We start from the raw sequence: 15,202 nt of genomic DNA on the forward strand, positions 1-15,202 counted from the left end.
GCGGGTCCCCGGCTCGAAAACGACGTCCCGGTCGACCTGTGCCCCGAATGCGTCAGGACGTTACCTAAACGTGCCCCTACCGTTCGTCATATTCCTGGTCCGGAGCCTCCCGGGTTTCTAACCTGGAACAGTGCCGCCGATCCGAACCGCCCACCTCGTGCTGTGGGTGGCGTATGCCCTGACCGCGGGGGTGCACCTCCTCGCCCTGCTGGCGGACTCCGAGCTCCTACGACGCAGCACGCAGTCGATACTCGCGCCGCTGCTGATCGCAGTGCTGCTGACAGCGATCCCGCATCGCACGCGCAGCACCACGATGATGGTGATCGGGCTGGTGTTCGCCTGGGTGGGCGACAGTCTCAGCCAGCTGGCGCCGCAGGCGGTCCAGCAGATCTCGGTGGGCTGCTTCCTGCTGGCCCTGGTCTGCTACGCCGTGGCGCTGGCCCCGATGTGGAATCGCACCAAGGACACCCTGCGCATCGCCCTGGCGATCCCCTACGGCGGCGTCATGATCGGGTTGTTCGTCGCGTGCGCGGATGGCGCCGGCCCCATGCTGCCCGTGGTGGCCGTCTACGGGCTGGCCCTGGTGACGATGGCTTTCCTGTCCGCCGGTGGCAACGGGCTGACCTGGACCGGAGGCACGTTGTTCATGCTCTCCAGCTCGCTGCTGGCGATGGACTGGTTCCTGCCGGGCGCGGCGATCGCCTACAGCGCGGTGTGGGTGATGGCGACCTACATGGTCGGCCACGCCCTGCTGATCGCGGGCATCATCCAGGCGGTGCCGACGCGCCGCTGGAGCCCCCGCCAGGCGGGTGCGGCTCTCGTCATCGTCGAGAGCTGACCGGCCCCGAGCGACCGGGCTCAGGCGGAGCCGAGCGCCCTGCCGATGAGGTCGGACTGCTCACGGTGGAGACGTTCGATGTCCTCACCGCGGCGCGGGATCAGCTGCAGCCCCAGGCGACCGCTGATCTCGCGGTAGGACAGGTCCAGCCCGTTCTCCTCCAGCTGCAGCCGGGCCACGCGCACGTCGGAGAGGAACAGGTCTCGCATGCCCACGCTGAGGTGGACCGGCGGGAGACCCTCCAGGCTCGCGTTGATCGGTGAGAGATCCGGGTCATCCAGCCGGGTGCGGCCGGCATAGCGTCGCGCGGCATCGCGCAGCAGGCGACGCTCATGGACGGGGTCGACCTGGTCGGTCTCGGTGATGCCGGCGTTGGTCAGCTCGAGGTCCAGCCACGGGGACATCGCCACGAGCGCGGCCGGTGCCGGGATCTCGCTGCGCTCGCGCAGACGCCGGGCGATCGCGAAGGCCAGTCCCCCGCCGGCGTGCTGACCGGCCAGCACCCACGGCTGCCCGGCGAGCCGACCGTCGGCGACCAGAGCGGTGAGCACGGCCTCGGCGTCATCGAGGGCGACCGGGTGCTGGTGGTCCGGGGCGTTGCGGTAGTCGACCATCAGCCCGGCGCAGCCGTGGTCGTCGACCTGGCGGGAGAGCCACGCCCAGTCGCTGACGAAGGGACCGGAGACGTAGCCGCCGCCGTGGAGGAAGACGATGATGCCCTTGTCGGCGCGATGCCCGTCGAGCCACACGGTGCGCGTGCGCCCGATCATCTCGTTCTCGACGGCGTGGGCCTTCTGCACCGGGGCCGGGGGCTGGGGGCGGCGGGCCTCCCGCAGCGCCTGATGGGACACCGTCGACGGGATCGGGATGCGACGCACCGCGCGGACTCCTGTCACCACTGCATCTCGGACGCGACCCATGACTGCCTCCTACCTGCGACCCGGAGGTCGCCTCGCTGCGGATGGTGCCAGCCTAACGAACGGGCCGCAGCCCCGCTCCCGCGCCCGGTGCGGGTGCCGGCCGGCAGCCGGGTAACCTGCCGTCATGACGACCTCCTGTGATCCGACCGGGCCGCTGCTGGTGCTCACGGCCATGCCGGAGGAGGCGAGCCCCGTCACGGCCCGCCTCGCCGGGCCCCGCGAGCTGCCGACACCGTTCACCGGGGGCGTCGCTGCGGTGCGCGGCACGCTGGAGGGTCTGGACACCGTGGTGGTGACCACGGGCATCGGCGTCGCGGCCGCGACCGCCGCCGCGACCTGGGGGATCCTCTCCCACCGACCTCGGGCCGTGGTCGCCGCGGGGTCCTGCGGCGGGCTCGCGGCCGACGTCGAGGTCGGCACGCTGATCGTGGGCGAGTCCTTCACGTACTCGATCGCCGACGCCACCGCGTTCGGCTACGCCCCGGGGCAGCTGCCCGGCGGGCCCGAGCGCTTCCTCGCCGAGCCCGACTGGGTCGACGCGGCAGAGCAGGCGGCCCGGAAGGATCCGGGCGACCCGGGAGTCCGTCGCGGGCTGATGCTGACCGGGGACGCCTTCGTCACCGCTCCCCTGGCGGAGCCCATGCGCCAGCGGTTCCCCGCGGCGCTGAGCGCCGACATGGAGACCACCGCGAGCGCCCGCACCGCGTCCCAGCTGGGGGTGCCGTTCGTCGCCCTGCGGGCCGTCTCGGACCTGTGCGGCCCGGCCGCGGGCCAGCAGTTCCATCTCGAGATCGACCTGGTCGCGGAGATCTCCGCCCGGGCCGTGGCGGAGCTGGCGCGCGACCTCGCCGAGTGAGCGCCGGCGCGCTCAGCGCGAGGCGACGTGCTGGATCTCGGTGCCTTCCACGAGGGCGCGCACGTTGTCGCGGATCCGCTCGTCGGCTCCCACCGGGCGGCCGCCCGCTCCGTGCGGGGTGATCAGCAGCCGCGGGGCGTCCCACAGCGGGTCGTCGGCCGGCAGCGGCTCCGGGTCGGTCACGTCGAGTCCGGCACTGCCCAGGGTTCCGGCCTCCAGCGCCTCGCGCAGCGCGGCCTGGTCGACCGTGGTGCCGCGACCGACGTTGATCAGCACGGCGTGGTCGGGCAGGGCCGCGAGGACCTCGCGGCCGATGGCGCCGGCGGTCTGCTCGGTGGACGGGAGGATGTCGATGAGCACGTCGACCTCCGGGAGCGCGTCCAGCACGTCCTCGTCGGCGATGACCTCGAAACCGGCCCGGGTTCCCGCGCTGCGGGCGGCGCCGCGCACCTCGGCGCCCAGCGCCGCGAGGGTCGGGGCGAGGTTCTGACCGATCTGGCCGAAGCCCCAGATCAGCACGCGCGCACCGATCAGGGAGGTGATGCGCCCTTCGGGGTGCAGCGGCTGCAGCCCGCCCAGCTCCCGGGACCACTCGTGGCGGGCCTGGGCCTCGGCGGCCTCGGGCAGACGGCGCAGCAGGCTCAGCAGCAGCGCGAGGGCGTGCTCGCTGACCGTCAGCGAGTGCAGGCCTGCTCCGGAGGCGATGACGACGTCCTCCGGGAAGCCCGCGGCGAGGATCCCGTCCACCCCCGCGGAGAGGGACTGGACCAGCTTCAGCTGCCCGAGGTTCTCCGCGGCGGAGCTCAGGTTCCTGCGGGAGGAGCCCCAGACCACGAGCACGTCGGCATCGTGGTGCTCGGCGGGGATCTCGGCGCGGGCGTCGATGACGGCGGACTCCCAGCCCTCCGGCAGGGTGGGGTCCAGCGGGATGGTGTCTGGCAGCAGGATCTTCATGGCCACAGGCTACGGCGTGCCCGGGCCGTCGCGCCCCTGCCGTCCCGGCCCGGGTTCGATACCCTGCCCCCATGGGATCTGGCTCCGCATCGTCCGTGTCGGCCCTCTCGGCGGTCCTCGGTGGCGCCGCGGACGTCGTGCGGGGGGCCACCAGGAGGACCGGCCGACGGATGCGGCGGGCCGCGATGAGCCGCCCGCTGTCGACCGGCGGGTTCCTCGGGGCCTCGATCACCGGGTGGATCTCCACCTCCCCGAGCCTGCTGCCGCGGACCTGGTGGATGTGGACGGCCAACATCGGCTTCTCCCAGATCTACGGCTACGCGACCGGCGTGCTGACCGAGCGGCTGGTGCTGCGGGCCGCCTCCGAGATCGGCCTGCACGTGGAGATCGCAGAGGACCGTCGGCGTCGGGCCCGCGGTCTGGGCGCCGCGGCCCTGATCGGCATCTCCGCCTATTCATGGGTGCGCGGGGTGCTCCGCCAGCGGGAGATCAGCCATCTGGTCCAGCAGGAGCCCAAGAACCTCGCCACGCACATCGTCGGCACGATCGGGGGGCTCTCCGCCTCGTTCGGGACCCTGGTGACGGTGCGCGCCGTGATCGCGACCGCCCACCTGTACCGGGCGCTGCTGCGGCCCTACCTGCCCGCGCGGACCGTGGGCGCGGTCTCCCTGATGCTGACGGCCGCGACCGTCACGGTGCTCGCAGAACGGATCGTCCGCGGGCGGCTGCTCGAGCAGATGATCGAGAGCGCCGAGGCGGCGAACCGTCTGATCTCCCCCGACGTGCCCCGTCCCACCTCGCCCCTGCGCTCGGGCAGCCCGGACTCGCTGGAGTCCTGGCAGTCCCTGGGGGCTCCGGGCCGCAAGATCGTCTCGGCCGGTGCGGGCGCGGACTACATCGCGCGGACCACCGGCCAGGAGGCCATGGAGCCGATCCGGGTCTACGCCGGGAAATCCTCGACCCGCACCCTCGAGCAGACCGTCGACGCCGTGCTCGCCGAGCTGGACCGCACCGGCGCCTGGGACCGGGACGTGCTGGTGTTGTTCACCGGGACCGGTACGGGCTGGCTGCAGGAGTGGTCGCTGTCGGCCATCGAGTTCCTCACCGGCGGGAACTGTGCGACCGCTTCCCTGCAGTACTCGGTCTACACCAGTGCGCTGAGCTATCTGCTCGACGGGCGCTCCCCGCAGCGCGCCGGCCACCTGCTGTTCCATGCGGTGCGCCGCCGTCTGGATCAGATGCCCGAGGAGTCCCGGCCGCGGCTGTTCGTGGCCGGGGAGTCCCTGGGCTCCGTCGGCGGCCACGCGGCGTTCCGCGATGTTCAGGACATGCTGGCCAAGGTCGACGGCGCGGTCTGGACGGGCACACCCAGCTTCACGCCGATCTACCGCGAGATCACCGAGCGCGGCCGACGGGGTGCCCCGGCGATCGCCCCGATCCTGGACAACGGCCGGCACATCCGCGTGGTCACCCGCCCGCGCGACCTCGAGCACAACTACTGGGGCGGGTTGTACGAGCCGTGGCAGCGCCCGCGCGTGGTCTACGCCCAGCACCCGTCGGATCCGGTGGTCGCCTGGCGGCCGTCCCTGCTGTGGGAGGAACCGGCCTGGCTGCAGGAGCGCGTGGGCCACGACGTCACCCCCGCCATGCGCTGGTTCCCGTGGATCACGTTCTGGCAGATCGCCGCCGACATGCCGCTGTCGATCAAGGTCACCGGCGGCCACGGCCACTCCTACCACGAGGAGATGGTGCCCATCTGGGCCGCGGCGCTCGGGGAGGACGCGAGCTCGGCGGACCGTACGGCCCGGCGCCGCCGCCACCTCGCCATCATCGAGGCGATCCGGGAGATCCACCCGGGCACGTGAGCGCCTGGCTCGCCCGCAAGCCGTCCCGGAGAACGCCCTACTCGTTCAGTGCCTGGCGCGGGCGGCTACTGTGACGCTCATGCCCGAGAGCTGGCTGTCCGAGACCCGCGCCTCCTACGACGCCGATGCGACCGGTTATGCGCGCACTGTCGACGGTCTGCTGCAGCGACGGCCCCATCTGCGCGGCGGCCTGGCGATGTTCGCCGAATCGGTGCGCGAGAGCGGGAGCGGGACCGTGGCCGACATCGGTTGCGGACCGGGCTACGTCACCGACCATCTTCACCGCCTCGGGATCGACACCGTCGGCATCGATCTCTCCCCCGCGATGGTCGATATCGCCCGGCACCGATACCCGCATCTGCGATTCGAGGTGGGTTCGATGACCGATCTGGCGCTGAGCGAGGAATCCATGGCCGGTCTCGTGGCGTTCTGGTCCGTGATCCATATCCCCGATCACGCTGTCCCCGGCGTGTTCGCGCAGTTCCGCCGAGTGCTGCGCCCGGCCGGCCCGCTGCTGGTCGGCTTCCACGTGGGCGAGGGGACGCACCACTCCTCACAGGGCTACACGGGCCGTCAGATCTCCGTGGACAGCCACCACCGCCCGCTGAGCCGCGTCTCTGGGTGGTTGCGGGACGCCGGGTTCACGGTCGAGGCCGAGCTGCTCCTGCGACCGGACGACGAGATACCGGGAGCGATGGTCTTCGCGCGCAGAGGAGCCTGAAAGCTCGGAGCACATCCGCGGGTCAGGGATTCGGCCCCGTGGCGACCGGGCGAGAGTCGTCGGCGCTCCACTGCGACCAGGAGCCGGGGAACATCCGCACCTTCCCGAATCCGGCGCGCTGCAGGGCCAGGACGTCGTGGGTGGCGTTCACGCCGGAGCCGCAGTAGACGATGGCCTCACCCTCGGGCCGCACTCCCGCCGCGGTATACCGCTCGGCGAGGTCCTCGGGCGGCAGGAAGCGCCCGTCCTCCCCGAGGTTCCCGGTGAAGGGCAGGTTCACCGCGCCCGGGATGTGCCCGGCGCGGGGGTCGATGGGCTCGCTGTCGCCGCGGTAGCGCTCGGCGGGCCGCGCGTCGATGACCACGGCGCCTCCGGCAGCGACCTCGTCGGCGGTGGCGATCGCGTCGGCCGGCCACGGGCGTGCCGGCACGTCGCCGGGCGCAGGGTGCTCGTCGGCGGTGCTCAGCTCGCCGTCCCAGGCGGCCAGGCCGCCGTCGAGCATGGCCGCCTCATGGCCCAGGGCGCGCAGCATCCACACCAGGCGTCCGGCGGGGGCGCCGCCGGAGTCGTCGTAGCCGATCACCACGGAGTCCGCCGTCACGCCGGCGCGGCGCAGCGAGGCCGCGAACTCCTCCGGGTCGGGCAGCGGATGGCGGCCGGCGTCGGGCCGGGGAGGTGCCGACAGCTCGGTATCGAGGTCGATGTACACGGCCCCGGGCAGATGCCCCTCGAGGTAGGTGTGGTGGCCCTTGGAACCGTCGAATGCCCACCGCACGTCGAGCAGATGGACGGGAGGGCCCTGGTCCGCGCCCCGGTCGAGGAGCTCGTGGAGTTGGGCGACGTCGATGATCGGGTCGAGCGCAGGTGCCATGCCGCAGATCCTCCGTGCGCGGGCCGAGCCATGGAGCGGCGGCCCGTGGTGTGTCAGCTCAGGAACGCACCTGAATGTCGAGGCGCACCAGGCGGTGGTCCGAGGTGGGGAAGGGGTATTCACCGGTCAGCTCGCTGCCGGGCGCACCCTGCTCGGGCCAGAACACGGCGGAGGAGACGACCTGGAGGTTCTTCTCCGGCAGGACGTAGTCGACGCGCAGGTTGCCCGGGCTCGGGTCGTCCGAGAAGTCGGCGGTGTCGAACTGAGGGTCACTGGAGTGGCCAGCATTCGCCCCACCCTGCAGCTCGGCGGCCTCGACCGCCCCGCTGCTGCGCGGCTTCGGATCCTGGATGCGGGGATGCGAGAGCAGCTGGTCGATCGCGCCCGGCCAGGAATCGCCGTCGGCCGGATCGGAGTTGTAGTCGCCCAGGATCACGAACTTCTCCTGCGGGGCGAGGCCTCCGCGCTTGCCCTCATCGTCCACGATCCACTGCGAACGGCTGCCGGGGCTGAGATAGTCGGCCCACAGGCGGATCTCATCGCTGTTGCGGCGCTGATTGCGCTTCTCCGGACCGTCGAAGCTCGGCGGCGTCGGGTGCGCCGCGAGCACGTGGAGCGTCGAGTTGCCGACCCGCACCGGCACGTCCCAATGGGACTTGGAGCTCAGACGCAGCTCGGCGGCGACCTCTTCGCCGTAGAACTCGGTGGGCAGCAGGTTGCTCGGCATGTCGGCCCAGCGGAGATTCTGGAAGGTGCGCACCTGGTCGGTGAGGATCGGGTGCCGGGAGAGGATGACCATCCCGTACTGGCCGGGGAACTCACCGAAGCCCCATGCGTCGTCCGGGCCGCCGACGGTGCCGTCGGCGTTGAGGTCGTACCCGCTGGCGACCCCGGTGTTGACCGGAGCGGTGAAGGCGTAGGGGTAGTAGACCGGGGTGCGCCCGTTCTGGCCGACCTCGAGGTAGTTGCTGCGGAAGAGATCGATTCCCTGCTGCTGATCGTCATGATCGAACTCGTTGATCAGCAGCACATCGGGATTGTTGGTCTGGATGACCTCGGCGACCGCGCGGATCTGCTCGTCCTCGCCGGTCTCCAGGTCCGCGAAGAGATCTCCGGCCGCAGCCCGGTTCAGCGAGGCGTTGTAGGTGGCCACCCGCAGCTGCTCGATGCGCTCACCGCGACGGGCCGGCTGCTGCCCGGCGTAGGCAGTAGCTGCCGGCAGGCTGAGGCCTGCCGCGGCGGCTACGGCGATCGCTCGGCGTCGGCTCATGCGCGGTGTCATGGTCTCCATTGTGCATGCTGGTCCGCGCGAGCGACACCTGATGTGGACGATCACTCCTCCCCATCCAGTCTCCCGCTCGGACGGAAACGCCCCTGGACAGGGCGTTTTCCCCGTCTTCAGGTCGCGGCTTCGTGTCAGATAGACATGCGCGTGTCCCGGCGGGTCTCCGACGGGCCCGCGCGGATCCCGCCGGACTTCCGGACCGAGGACGGCGACGACCCTCCCCCTGCGGCCTTCGACCGGCCTCCTGCCGTGACCCTCCGGTCGGCCATCCGCCCACCGGCGAGAGACGCAGCCGCCCCTGACAGCGCCGGGATCGCAGTGCCAGACTGGACGCATGAGAATCGCGTTCCTGGGCACCGGCCGTATGGGCACCGAACTGGCCCTCCACCTGATCCCCGATCATCAGCTCACCGTCTGGAACCGTACGCGGGAGAAGACCGCCCGCCTCGCCGACGCCGGGGCCGCGGTGGCCGAGAGCCCGTCGGAGGCGGTCGACGGAGCCGAAGTCGTGATCACCGCGCTGTTCGGTCCCGACACCGTCCGCGAGACCGTGACCGGCCCCGGTCTGATCCCGGCGGGCGTCCCCTGGGTGGACACCACCACCGTCTCCCCCGCTGACGCCGACGAGTTCGCCGCGGCCGTCCCCACCTACGTGGGCGTGCCGATCCTGGGCACCCTGGGCCCCGCCCGCAACGGCACCCTCGGCGTCTACGTCGGCACCCCGGACGACGCGCTGCGCGCGCAGGTCACGGAGCTGGTGGCGCCGTGGGCGGACCCGGAGCGCCTGCACGGCGTCGAGTCCGGTCGCCGGGCCGCCACCGGCAAGCTGCTGGCGAACCTGGCGCTCGCGGTGACAGCGCAGGGTCTGCGCGAAGCATTGGCCCTGGGAGAGGCGGCGGGCGCCACGGACGAGGAGACCCTCGAGATGCTCGGCTCGACCGGGCTCGCGGTCATCGCCGGGATGAAGGGCCCGTTCGTGCGCGGGGAACGCAGCACCGAGGGTGGAGACTTCTCCGCGAATGCGATCGCCAAGGACACCCGGCTCATGATCGACACGGTCACCTCCGCGTCGGCCGACGGGCCCGCACGACCCAGCTCCGATCTGCCCGCACTGCGCGGGGCGCTGGCCTCCCTGGAGGCGGAGATCGCCGCCGACCACGGCGAGCACGACTTCTCGACGATGCTGCTGCCGAGGGCCGAGCCCACCGGGCAGTGACGGCTTCGGGCCGCCGGCTCAGAGACCGACGGCGCTCAGCACCGCCCGCGCTGTCTGCTCGGGAGTCGCGGCGACGGGAACGGAGACGTCCTCCACGTGGGCGGCGTCGAGGATCTCGGTGAGCTCGTCGAAACGCTCCAGATGCCAGTCCAGGCCATCCGGGTCGAGCTCGTGGCGCCGGTGCAGCCGGGCACGGACCAGGTCACGCGGCGCCTGCAGCCGCACCACCGTCAACGGGCACCCCATAGCGTCCTCGTAACGCGTACGGTCCGCGCGACGCTCGAGCACGCCGGCGGCGACCAGCACTCGTGCCCCGGCGTCCCGGTAGTTCACGGAGACGGCGCGCAGGTTCGCCAGCTCGAGCCGGCCGTGGAAACGGTCGCCGTCGGGAGCGGGCCAGCAGCGCCGCAGCCCGTCCAGGTCGATGGCCGCCCCGGGCACGCCGCGGCGGGCGAGTTCGCTGCCGACGGCGTCGGTCACCGTGGTCTTGCCGACACCGACGGCACCGGTGATCAGCAGGGCGCGCGCCGAGGGAGACCCCATCTCAGTCCACCGCGATCCGGCGGACCCTCTTGAGGTGGTCGGTGGAGTTGTCCCCGCTCATGGTGCGGGACTTCTGGCGGTTGTTGGTGCCGACCTTCGCGTCGCGCTGCTTGAGGTTGCCGACGGAGACCTCGGTCTCCTTCTCGAAGTGGTGGCGCTTGTCGGTGTTGCGGTAGTAGCGGTAGATGCCGCCGTAGACCGCGGCGAACACGGCCGGCCCCGCCAGGAACGGGAAGGACAGGCCGATGACCCGGGAGTCCCCGTCGGCCAGCAGCATCGTGGTCGCCGGATCCCCGGCCAGCTCAGCGAGCAGTGGCAGCATCGTCTCGGCCCCTTTCCTCATCCATTCTCGACGCCCTCATCCTGCGAAGAACCAGCCGAAGCCGACGACCGCGCCGACCGCCGCGGCGACGCTGCCGGCCAGGCACGCGACCGCGAAGATCTTCGGATGCGAGACCGGCACCGACCCCATGGTGTTGCCGTTGCGCGCATTGACGGCGATGTAGTGGGTCAGCGAGTTCTCGCCCTTGGCGGAGTCCGCGTAGCTGTACAGCCACACCGGCACGTACACCGCCACCCAGCGGGTCCCGTGCACGGCGACGCCCTCCTGCTCCCAGCGCACGCCGCGGTCATAGCGGCCGATGGTCGGCAGCGCCTTCGCGCGCGCGATGGCCAGGAACTTGTCCTCCACCGCGTCATCGACGTCCTGCACGTCGAGGTCGCGGCGCTCGGAGGTGAACCCCTTGAGGTAGTTCGAGTTGTAGGCGACCGCGTTCTCCGTGTCGTACGGCTGGACGGCGTTGAGGATGTTGTTGGTCGCCTGGGAGTTGTCGCGAGCGTTGAAGCGCTGGGCGGATTCCACCGTCAGGTCGTCCACGAGCAGGTCGAAGGCACGCTGGACGTTGTAGACGTCGGCGTCGTAGTAGGTCTCGGTGACGTAGTTGTCCTTGCCGACCCGGCGGCGCACCGTGTACTGGCGCGTGGTGACCTCGCCGGTGCCGCCGAGGACGGCGTGCATGTTCCCGTCGACGACCATGTACGGGATGTACACGCCCATCACGTTGTCGGGCACGAACTCCTGCTTGAAGCGGCCGTGCGCGAAGGCCTTGCGCTTGCCGGCGAACTCGTCGATCCGCTCGATGGCCTGCTCGCGGGTGAGCTCGAAGGGCAGCACCGCGTCGGGGACCGCGCCGTTGGGGATCTGGGTGTTGACGGACAGAGTCTGACGGCACCAGTGGCAGCGGGCCTGCAGCTCCTGGTCGACGTTGATGACGACTTCCGCGCCGCAGCCCTGGCATTTCAGGGTGACCACCGAGACGTCCTCACGGATGTCCGCCGTGCCCGAGGCCATGGTGTGGCCCTGCAGCTCCGCGATCGAGGAATCCAAGCCGAAGGCCTGCTCGGCGTTGTCCTCGTTCCACTGATGACGGCAGTACGCGCAGACCAGCGCCTTGGCGCTCAGTGAGTACTTGATGTCCGTGCTGCCGCAGCGGGGACACTTGCTCAGTCCGTCGCTGCGGCCCGAGCTGGTGTCGATGATCCGGTGTGCGGCGTGCTGGCGCGCGGCCTCCGTCGCTCCGGCGATCTGATCGTCACCGAGCATCTGCGCAGGGGACTTCCCCTGCTGCGGCGGCCCGGACTGCTGGGGCGGCGGCCCCGACTGCTGCGGCGGCCCGGACTGGTGCGGGGAGCCGGGCTGCTGACCGGAGGGAGGCGGTCCGCCTTGCCCCGGCGGTCCCTGCACGGCCGGCTCCCGCCCGCTCTCGGCGGGCGGCCGGGCGGGCTGGTCCGGGCGCGCCCACTCCGGGCGCTCGGGAGGTACGGACATCTCAGAGACCGAGGGCGGCCTTCTTCGCCGCGTCGTAGTCCTCCTGAGTGATCAGGCCCTGATCCAGCATCTCCTTGTACTGGGCGAGCTTGGCCACCGGATCCTCCTGCTGCGGCGCTGCCTGCTGGCCGCCCTGAGGCGCCTGCTGGCCGCCCTGCTGCGGGGCGCCGCCCTGGGGCGCACCCTGCGCCGGGCCGCCCTGCTGCCCGGGCGGCGCCCAGGGCTGTGCCGGGTTCACCAGGCCGCCGGTGGCTCCCATGCCGGCACCGAACATGGCCAGCCCAGCGCCGCCGCCGTTCTCGCCGGCGTTCTCCACGCCGCGGGCCACGGACTGATTGAGGAAGGACTGCGAGCGGGCACCGGAGAGGGCGTCGGCCTTCTGCACGTCGGTGAGCAGCTCACGGGTGCGCTGGTCGTACTCGATCGAGGCGATGGCGGTCTTGACGATGGCCAGGCCGCGGTCCGTGGACCAGCGGTAACCCTCCTCGACGGCGGCGGAGAGGGACTGGGCGAAGCCCACCGAGTCACCCTGGATGCGGGAGATGCGGTTGCCCTTGTCCGGATCGTTCGTGTAGCGCGAGAACGCCTGGGCGAGGGAGCCGACGACCTCGCGGAACAGCTGGTTGCCGGCGGCGTTGTCCGGATCGGAGAAGTCGAAGACGGGGGCGTTCGGGCCGATGAAGGTGGCGGGCACGAAGTTGTGCACGAACAGCAGCGGGTCGATGATCCGCATCGTGTAGGAGCCGCGCGCGACAGCGCCCACCTGGGCGTTGAGGTAGGCGTCGTCCCAGTAGATCTCCGACTGGGTGCCGAACTTGTTGTCCGGGATCTCCTTGAGGCTGACGTAGAAGCCGAGCTGCTGCGAAGTGGGCCGGCCGCCGAACTTGAAGCGCTCCCAGGACATGCCGACGGTGGAGGCGAGGATGCCGTCGTCGGCGAACACGGACCGCGAGTCCGGGGACTGATCATTGAACTCGTAGCCGCCGGCCTCGGTGATCAGGCCCGTGGCCCGCCCGTCGACCACGGTGATCAGACCGTAGCCCTGGGGCACGAGGATCCGTGAGCCATTGGTGATGACGTTCTCCGAGCCGCGGACGTTGGAGCCGCGACCGGCATTGGTGCCGCGCGGCACGGCCGGGAACAGCGCCGCGGTCTGCGGCAGCCCGTTCGGGACGGTGAGGAAGTCCTGCCATTGGTCGGCGAACATCCCGCCGATCGCGCCTTTGAATGCCTGGATGAATCCCATGTGAGCTCCTTCGTCGCCCCCGGACGTGTGACGGGAGACATGCTATCCCGTGCCCCCGAACGCCCCCTGAGCCGCTCGCACTACCGTAGCGACCCATGGACGGGAGCCGAGGTGTCGAGCCCCGCGAGCGGAACGCGCGCGGTGCGACGAGCGCGCTCGCGGCCTGGGCCGGCCGTCTCGAGCGTCGCCAGGTGCCGATCTATCTCGCGGCGATCGCGGTCGGCGCCGTCCTCGGCGCACTGCTGCCCCGCGCCGCTGGAGCGATGGAGACCGCGGTCGAGCCGTCCATCGCGGCCCTGCTGCTGGTCACTTTCCTCGGGGTGCCGCTGACACGCTTCCGGGTCTCTGCGGCCGACGGCCGCTTCCTCGCGGCGCTCCTGGTCCTGAACTTCGTCGTCGTCCCCGTGGTGGTCTGGGCGATCACGCGTCCGCTGGCCGCCTCCCCGGCTCTGCTGATCGGTGCTCTGCTGGTGCTGCTGGCCCCGTGCATCGACTACGTCATCGTCTTCACGGCCCTGGCCGGCGGCGACCGGGAGCGTCTGCTCGCCGCGACTCCGGTGCTGATGCTCGCCCAGATGCTCGCGCTGCCGGTGCTGGTGCCGCTGCTCGGCGGCGGCGCGAGCGGTATCGCGGACCTGATCGACGTCGGCCCGTTCATACGCGCTCTCGTCCTGCTGATCCTGCTGCCGCTGGCAGCCGCGATGCTGATCCAGCGCGTCGCACCGCGCTGGGATCTCTCGGCGACGATGGTGCCGCTGATGGTGCTGGTCCTCGTCACGGCGATCGGCTCCCAAGTCCCCTTGATCCGCACCGGTGGGATGCAGCTGCTGGCGCTGGTGCCCGTCTATGCGGCCTTCCTCGCCCTCGCCACGGCAGCGGGCCTGCTCCTCTCGCGCGTGGCCCGCCTCGAGGTGCGCGCGGCACGGGCGCTCACCTTCTCCGGTGCCACCCGGAATTCGCTGGTGGTCCTCCCGCTGGCCCTGGCGATGCCTGCGCAGCTGGCGCTGGTCCCGGCGGCGGTGGTCACGCAGACGGTCGTGGAGCTCGTGGGCATGGTGGTGCTGGTGCGGGCGCTGCCGCGGCTGCTGAAGGGGTGAGTCGGCTCGCGATGGGAGCTTCTGTCCCCTCGAGAGCCTCTCAGTGGTCGCTATGACCCTCGGTCAGCGACAACTCAGGCGGTCTCGACGGGGACGACGGCGGACACGAGCACGGCGGAGACGGGGAAGGCGAGCGTGGCGCCGGTTATGCCTGGTGCGTCGGCCACGCCACCTCCGCCGTCCGTGGCGTACGCGCTCCACAGCTCCCGCGCTCGCCGCTCGATGGCGGCGCGGACCTCTGGCTTCTGGGCGCGGTGGATTCGGCCAGGGGTGGCGACGCCTCCCGCGATCCCGGCCATGAGGTCGTCGGCGGTGATGTGCCAGGTCCAGGTGATCTCCCCGGCGCTCTCGACGCGCAGCCCGGCACCACGCGCCAGGTCTGCCAGGCCGTGCGGCGTGCGCGGGAAGTCGAGCTCCGGAGGAAGGCGCGTGCTCGCCACGGGCACGGCACCCGCGTCCCGGGCGGCCTGCCCATACGCCGCGAGATGGGGCCCGGGCTCGGCCGGCCAGATGGTCATGGCGAGCCGTCCTCCGGGTGTCGCGACCCGCGCGAGCTCCGCCATGGTGGCTCGGGGCTCCGGCACGTGGTTGACGACGAAGTTGGCGGTGACCGCGTCGAATACCGCGTCCGGCAACGGCAGTCCCGGGGCCCCGGCCTCCACGACGCTCACGCCCGCGCCGTCGGCCTCGACCGTCCGACGGGTCAGCGCCACCATGTCGGGCTCCGGGTCCGCCGCGACCACCCGCCGCCCGGCCCGGGCCGCGGCGAGCGCGAGATCACCGGTCCCGCAGCCGACGTCGAGATGCGAGACGGCCGGTGCCGTGGCCTCCAGCAGAGCGGGCACGGCGCCCCTGCAGAGGGTCGCGAATGACCGCCGGTACGCCTCTGCCACGCCGTCCCATGCCATGGCTCCATCTTCTCCTGACCGACGCACCCGCGCGGACCCCACCACCCCCTCTGG

The 15,202-nt window shown here is 71.6% G+C and carries 15 protein-coding genes; 6 read left to right on the plus strand and 9 right to left on the minus strand.

The window, feature by feature from the left end:
- Nucleotides 1-130: 130 nt before the first annotated feature.
- The gene (locus tag AC5020_RS04330) at nucleotides 131-838 is read left to right on the plus strand and encodes a lysoplasmalogenase family protein (protein WP_377015927.1); all 708 of its coding nucleotides are present in this window, start codon (nucleotides 131-133) and stop codon (nucleotides 836-838) included.
- Between the two features lie 20 nt (nucleotides 839-858).
- Here the strand turns inward: AC5020_RS04330 and AC5020_RS04335 are convergent, their stop codons facing one another.
- Nucleotides 859-1,758 (minus strand): alpha/beta hydrolase fold domain-containing protein, encoded by a 900-nt coding sequence (locus AC5020_RS04335; protein WP_377792665.1) that lies wholly within the window; start codon nucleotides 1,756-1,758, stop codon nucleotides 859-861.
- Nucleotides 1,759-1,882: 124 nt separating this feature from the next.
- Here AC5020_RS04335 and mtnN point away from each other — a divergent pair, with 124 nt between their 5' ends.
- The gene (gene mtnN / locus AC5020_RS04340; protein WP_464987363.1) at nucleotides 1,883-2,614 is read left to right on the plus strand and encodes a 5'-methylthioadenosine/S-adenosylhomocysteine nucleosidase; all 732 of its coding nucleotides are present in this window, start codon (nucleotides 1,883-1,885) and stop codon (nucleotides 2,612-2,614) included.
- Nucleotides 2,615-2,626: 12 nt separating this feature from the next.
- Here the strand turns inward: mtnN and AC5020_RS04345 are convergent, their stop codons facing one another.
- Complete coding sequence (locus tag AC5020_RS04345) at nucleotides 2,627-3,568, minus strand: NAD(P)-dependent oxidoreductase (RefSeq protein ID WP_377792667.1); 942 nt, start codon at nucleotides 3,566-3,568, stop codon at nucleotides 2,627-2,629.
- A gap of 71 nt (nucleotides 3,569-3,639) precedes the next feature.
- On the opposite strand from AC5020_RS04345, the gene AC5020_RS04350 reads away from it, so the two are divergent.
- Both AC5020_RS04350 and AC5020_RS04355 read left to right on the plus strand, forming a co-directional pair.
- Entirely contained in the window at nucleotides 3,640-5,433 is a 1,794-nt protein-coding gene (locus AC5020_RS04350; protein WP_464987364.1) for an alpha/beta hydrolase, read from the plus strand.
- Between the two features lie 79 nt (nucleotides 5,434-5,512).
- The gene (locus tag AC5020_RS04355) at nucleotides 5,513-6,154 is read left to right on the plus strand and encodes a class I SAM-dependent DNA methyltransferase (RefSeq protein WP_377792669.1); all 642 of its coding nucleotides are present in this window, start codon (nucleotides 5,513-5,515) and stop codon (nucleotides 6,152-6,154) included.
- A gap of 22 nt (nucleotides 6,155-6,176) precedes the next feature.
- Here the strand turns inward: AC5020_RS04355 and AC5020_RS04360 are convergent, their stop codons facing one another.
- Together AC5020_RS04360 and AC5020_RS04365 are read right to left on the minus strand one after the other, a co-directional pair.
- Nucleotides 6,177-7,025: a sulfurtransferase gene (locus AC5020_RS04360; protein WP_464987365.1), complete on the minus strand. Its 849-nt coding sequence runs from the start codon at nucleotides 7,023-7,025 to the stop codon at nucleotides 6,177-6,179.
- 58 nt (nucleotides 7,026-7,083) lie between these two features.
- On the minus strand, nucleotides 7,084-8,295 hold the full coding sequence (locus AC5020_RS04365; RefSeq protein WP_464987366.1) for an endonuclease/exonuclease/phosphatase family protein: 1,212 nt from the start codon (nucleotides 8,293-8,295) through the stop codon (nucleotides 7,084-7,086).
- 349 nt (nucleotides 8,296-8,644) lie between these two features.
- Between AC5020_RS04365 and AC5020_RS04370 the strand changes: the two genes are divergently transcribed.
- Nucleotides 8,645-9,526, plus strand: a complete 882-nt coding sequence (locus AC5020_RS04370) for an NAD(P)-dependent oxidoreductase (RefSeq protein ID WP_464987367.1) — start codon at nucleotides 8,645-8,647, stop codon at nucleotides 9,524-9,526.
- Between the two features lie 18 nt (nucleotides 9,527-9,544).
- Here AC5020_RS04370 and AC5020_RS04375 read toward each other — a convergent pair whose 3' ends face one another.
- From AC5020_RS04375 to AC5020_RS04390, 4 genes are all read right to left on the minus strand, one after another.
- Nucleotides 9,545-10,069: an AAA family ATPase gene (locus AC5020_RS04375; protein ID WP_464987368.1), complete on the minus strand. Its 525-nt coding sequence runs from the start codon at nucleotides 10,067-10,069 to the stop codon at nucleotides 9,545-9,547.
- A gap of 1 nt (nucleotide 10,070) precedes the next feature.
- Nucleotides 10,071-10,391, minus strand: a complete 321-nt coding sequence (locus AC5020_RS04380; protein WP_464987369.1) for a hypothetical protein — start codon at nucleotides 10,389-10,391, stop codon at nucleotides 10,071-10,073.
- Between the two features lie 36 nt (nucleotides 10,392-10,427).
- Nucleotides 10,428-11,672, minus strand: coding sequence for a hypothetical protein (locus AC5020_RS04385; protein ID WP_464987370.1), 1,245 nt, complete (start codon nucleotides 11,670-11,672; stop codon nucleotides 10,428-10,430).
- 226 nt (nucleotides 11,673-11,898) lie between these two features.
- Nucleotides 11,899-13,143: an SHOCT domain-containing protein gene (locus tag AC5020_RS04390; protein WP_377015904.1), complete on the minus strand. Its 1,245-nt coding sequence runs from the start codon at nucleotides 13,141-13,143 to the stop codon at nucleotides 11,899-11,901.
- Between the two features lie 95 nt (nucleotides 13,144-13,238).
- Here AC5020_RS04390 and AC5020_RS04395 point away from each other — a divergent pair, with 95 nt between their 5' ends.
- Nucleotides 13,239-14,240: a bile acid:sodium symporter gene (locus tag AC5020_RS04395; protein ID WP_464987371.1), complete on the plus strand. Its 1,002-nt coding sequence runs from the start codon at nucleotides 13,239-13,241 to the stop codon at nucleotides 14,238-14,240.
- A 74-nt stretch (nucleotides 14,241-14,314) separates the two neighbouring features.
- Here the strand turns inward: AC5020_RS04395 and AC5020_RS04400 are convergent, their stop codons facing one another.
- Nucleotides 14,315-15,148, minus strand: coding sequence for a class I SAM-dependent methyltransferase (locus AC5020_RS04400; protein WP_464987372.1), 834 nt, complete (start codon nucleotides 15,146-15,148; stop codon nucleotides 14,315-14,317).
- Nucleotides 15,149-15,202: the final 54 nt, after the last annotated feature.

The organism is Brachybacterium sp. SYSU DS0246 (genome assembly GCF_059391765.1).

Coding starts and splice junctions, on each gene's coding strand:
- AC5020_RS04335 (WP_377792665.1), bottom strand. CDS start 1,758: ATGGGTCGCGTCCGAGATGCAGTGGTGACAGGAGTCCGCGCGGTGCGT.
- AC5020_RS04360 (WP_464987365.1), bottom strand. CDS start 7,025: ATGGCACCTGCGCTCGACCCGATCATCGACGTCGCCCAACTCCACGAG.
- AC5020_RS04350 (WP_464987364.1), top strand. CDS start 3,640: ATGGGATCTGGCTCCGCATCGTCCGTGTCGGCCCTCTCGGCGGTCCTC.
- AC5020_RS04355 (WP_377792669.1), top strand. CDS start 5,513: ATGCCCGAGAGCTGGCTGTCCGAGACCCGCGCCTCCTACGACGCCGAT.
- AC5020_RS04375 (WP_464987368.1), bottom strand. CDS start 10,069: ATGGGGTCTCCCTCGGCGCGCGCCCTGCTGATCACCGGTGCCGTCGGT.
- AC5020_RS04400 (WP_464987372.1), bottom strand. CDS start 15,148: ATGGCATGGGACGGCGTGGCAGAGGCGTACCGGCGGTCATTCGCGACC.
- AC5020_RS04390 (WP_377015904.1), bottom strand. CDS start 13,143: ATGGGATTCATCCAGGCATTCAAAGGCGCGATCGGCGGGATGTTCGCC.
- AC5020_RS04345 (WP_377792667.1), bottom strand. CDS start 3,568: ATGAAGATCCTGCTGCCAGACACCATCCCGCTGGACCCCACCCTGCCG.
- AC5020_RS04385 (WP_464987370.1), bottom strand. CDS start 11,672: ATGCTCGGTGACGATCAGATCGCCGGAGCGACGGAGGCCGCGCGCCAG.
- AC5020_RS04365 (WP_464987366.1), bottom strand. CDS start 8,295: ATGAGCCGACGCCGAGCGATCGCCGTAGCCGCCGCGGCAGGCCTCAGC.
- AC5020_RS04380 (WP_464987369.1), bottom strand. CDS start 10,391: ATGCTGCCACTGCTCGCTGAGCTGGCCGGGGATCCGGCGACCACGATG.
- mtnN (WP_464987363.1), top strand. CDS start 1,883: ATGACGACCTCCTGTGATCCGACCGGGCCGCTGCTGGTGCTCACGGCC.
- AC5020_RS04395 (WP_464987371.1), top strand. CDS start 13,239: ATGGACGGGAGCCGAGGTGTCGAGCCCCGCGAGCGGAACGCGCGCGGT.
- AC5020_RS04370 (WP_464987367.1), top strand. CDS start 8,645: ATGAGAATCGCGTTCCTGGGCACCGGCCGTATGGGCACCGAACTGGCC.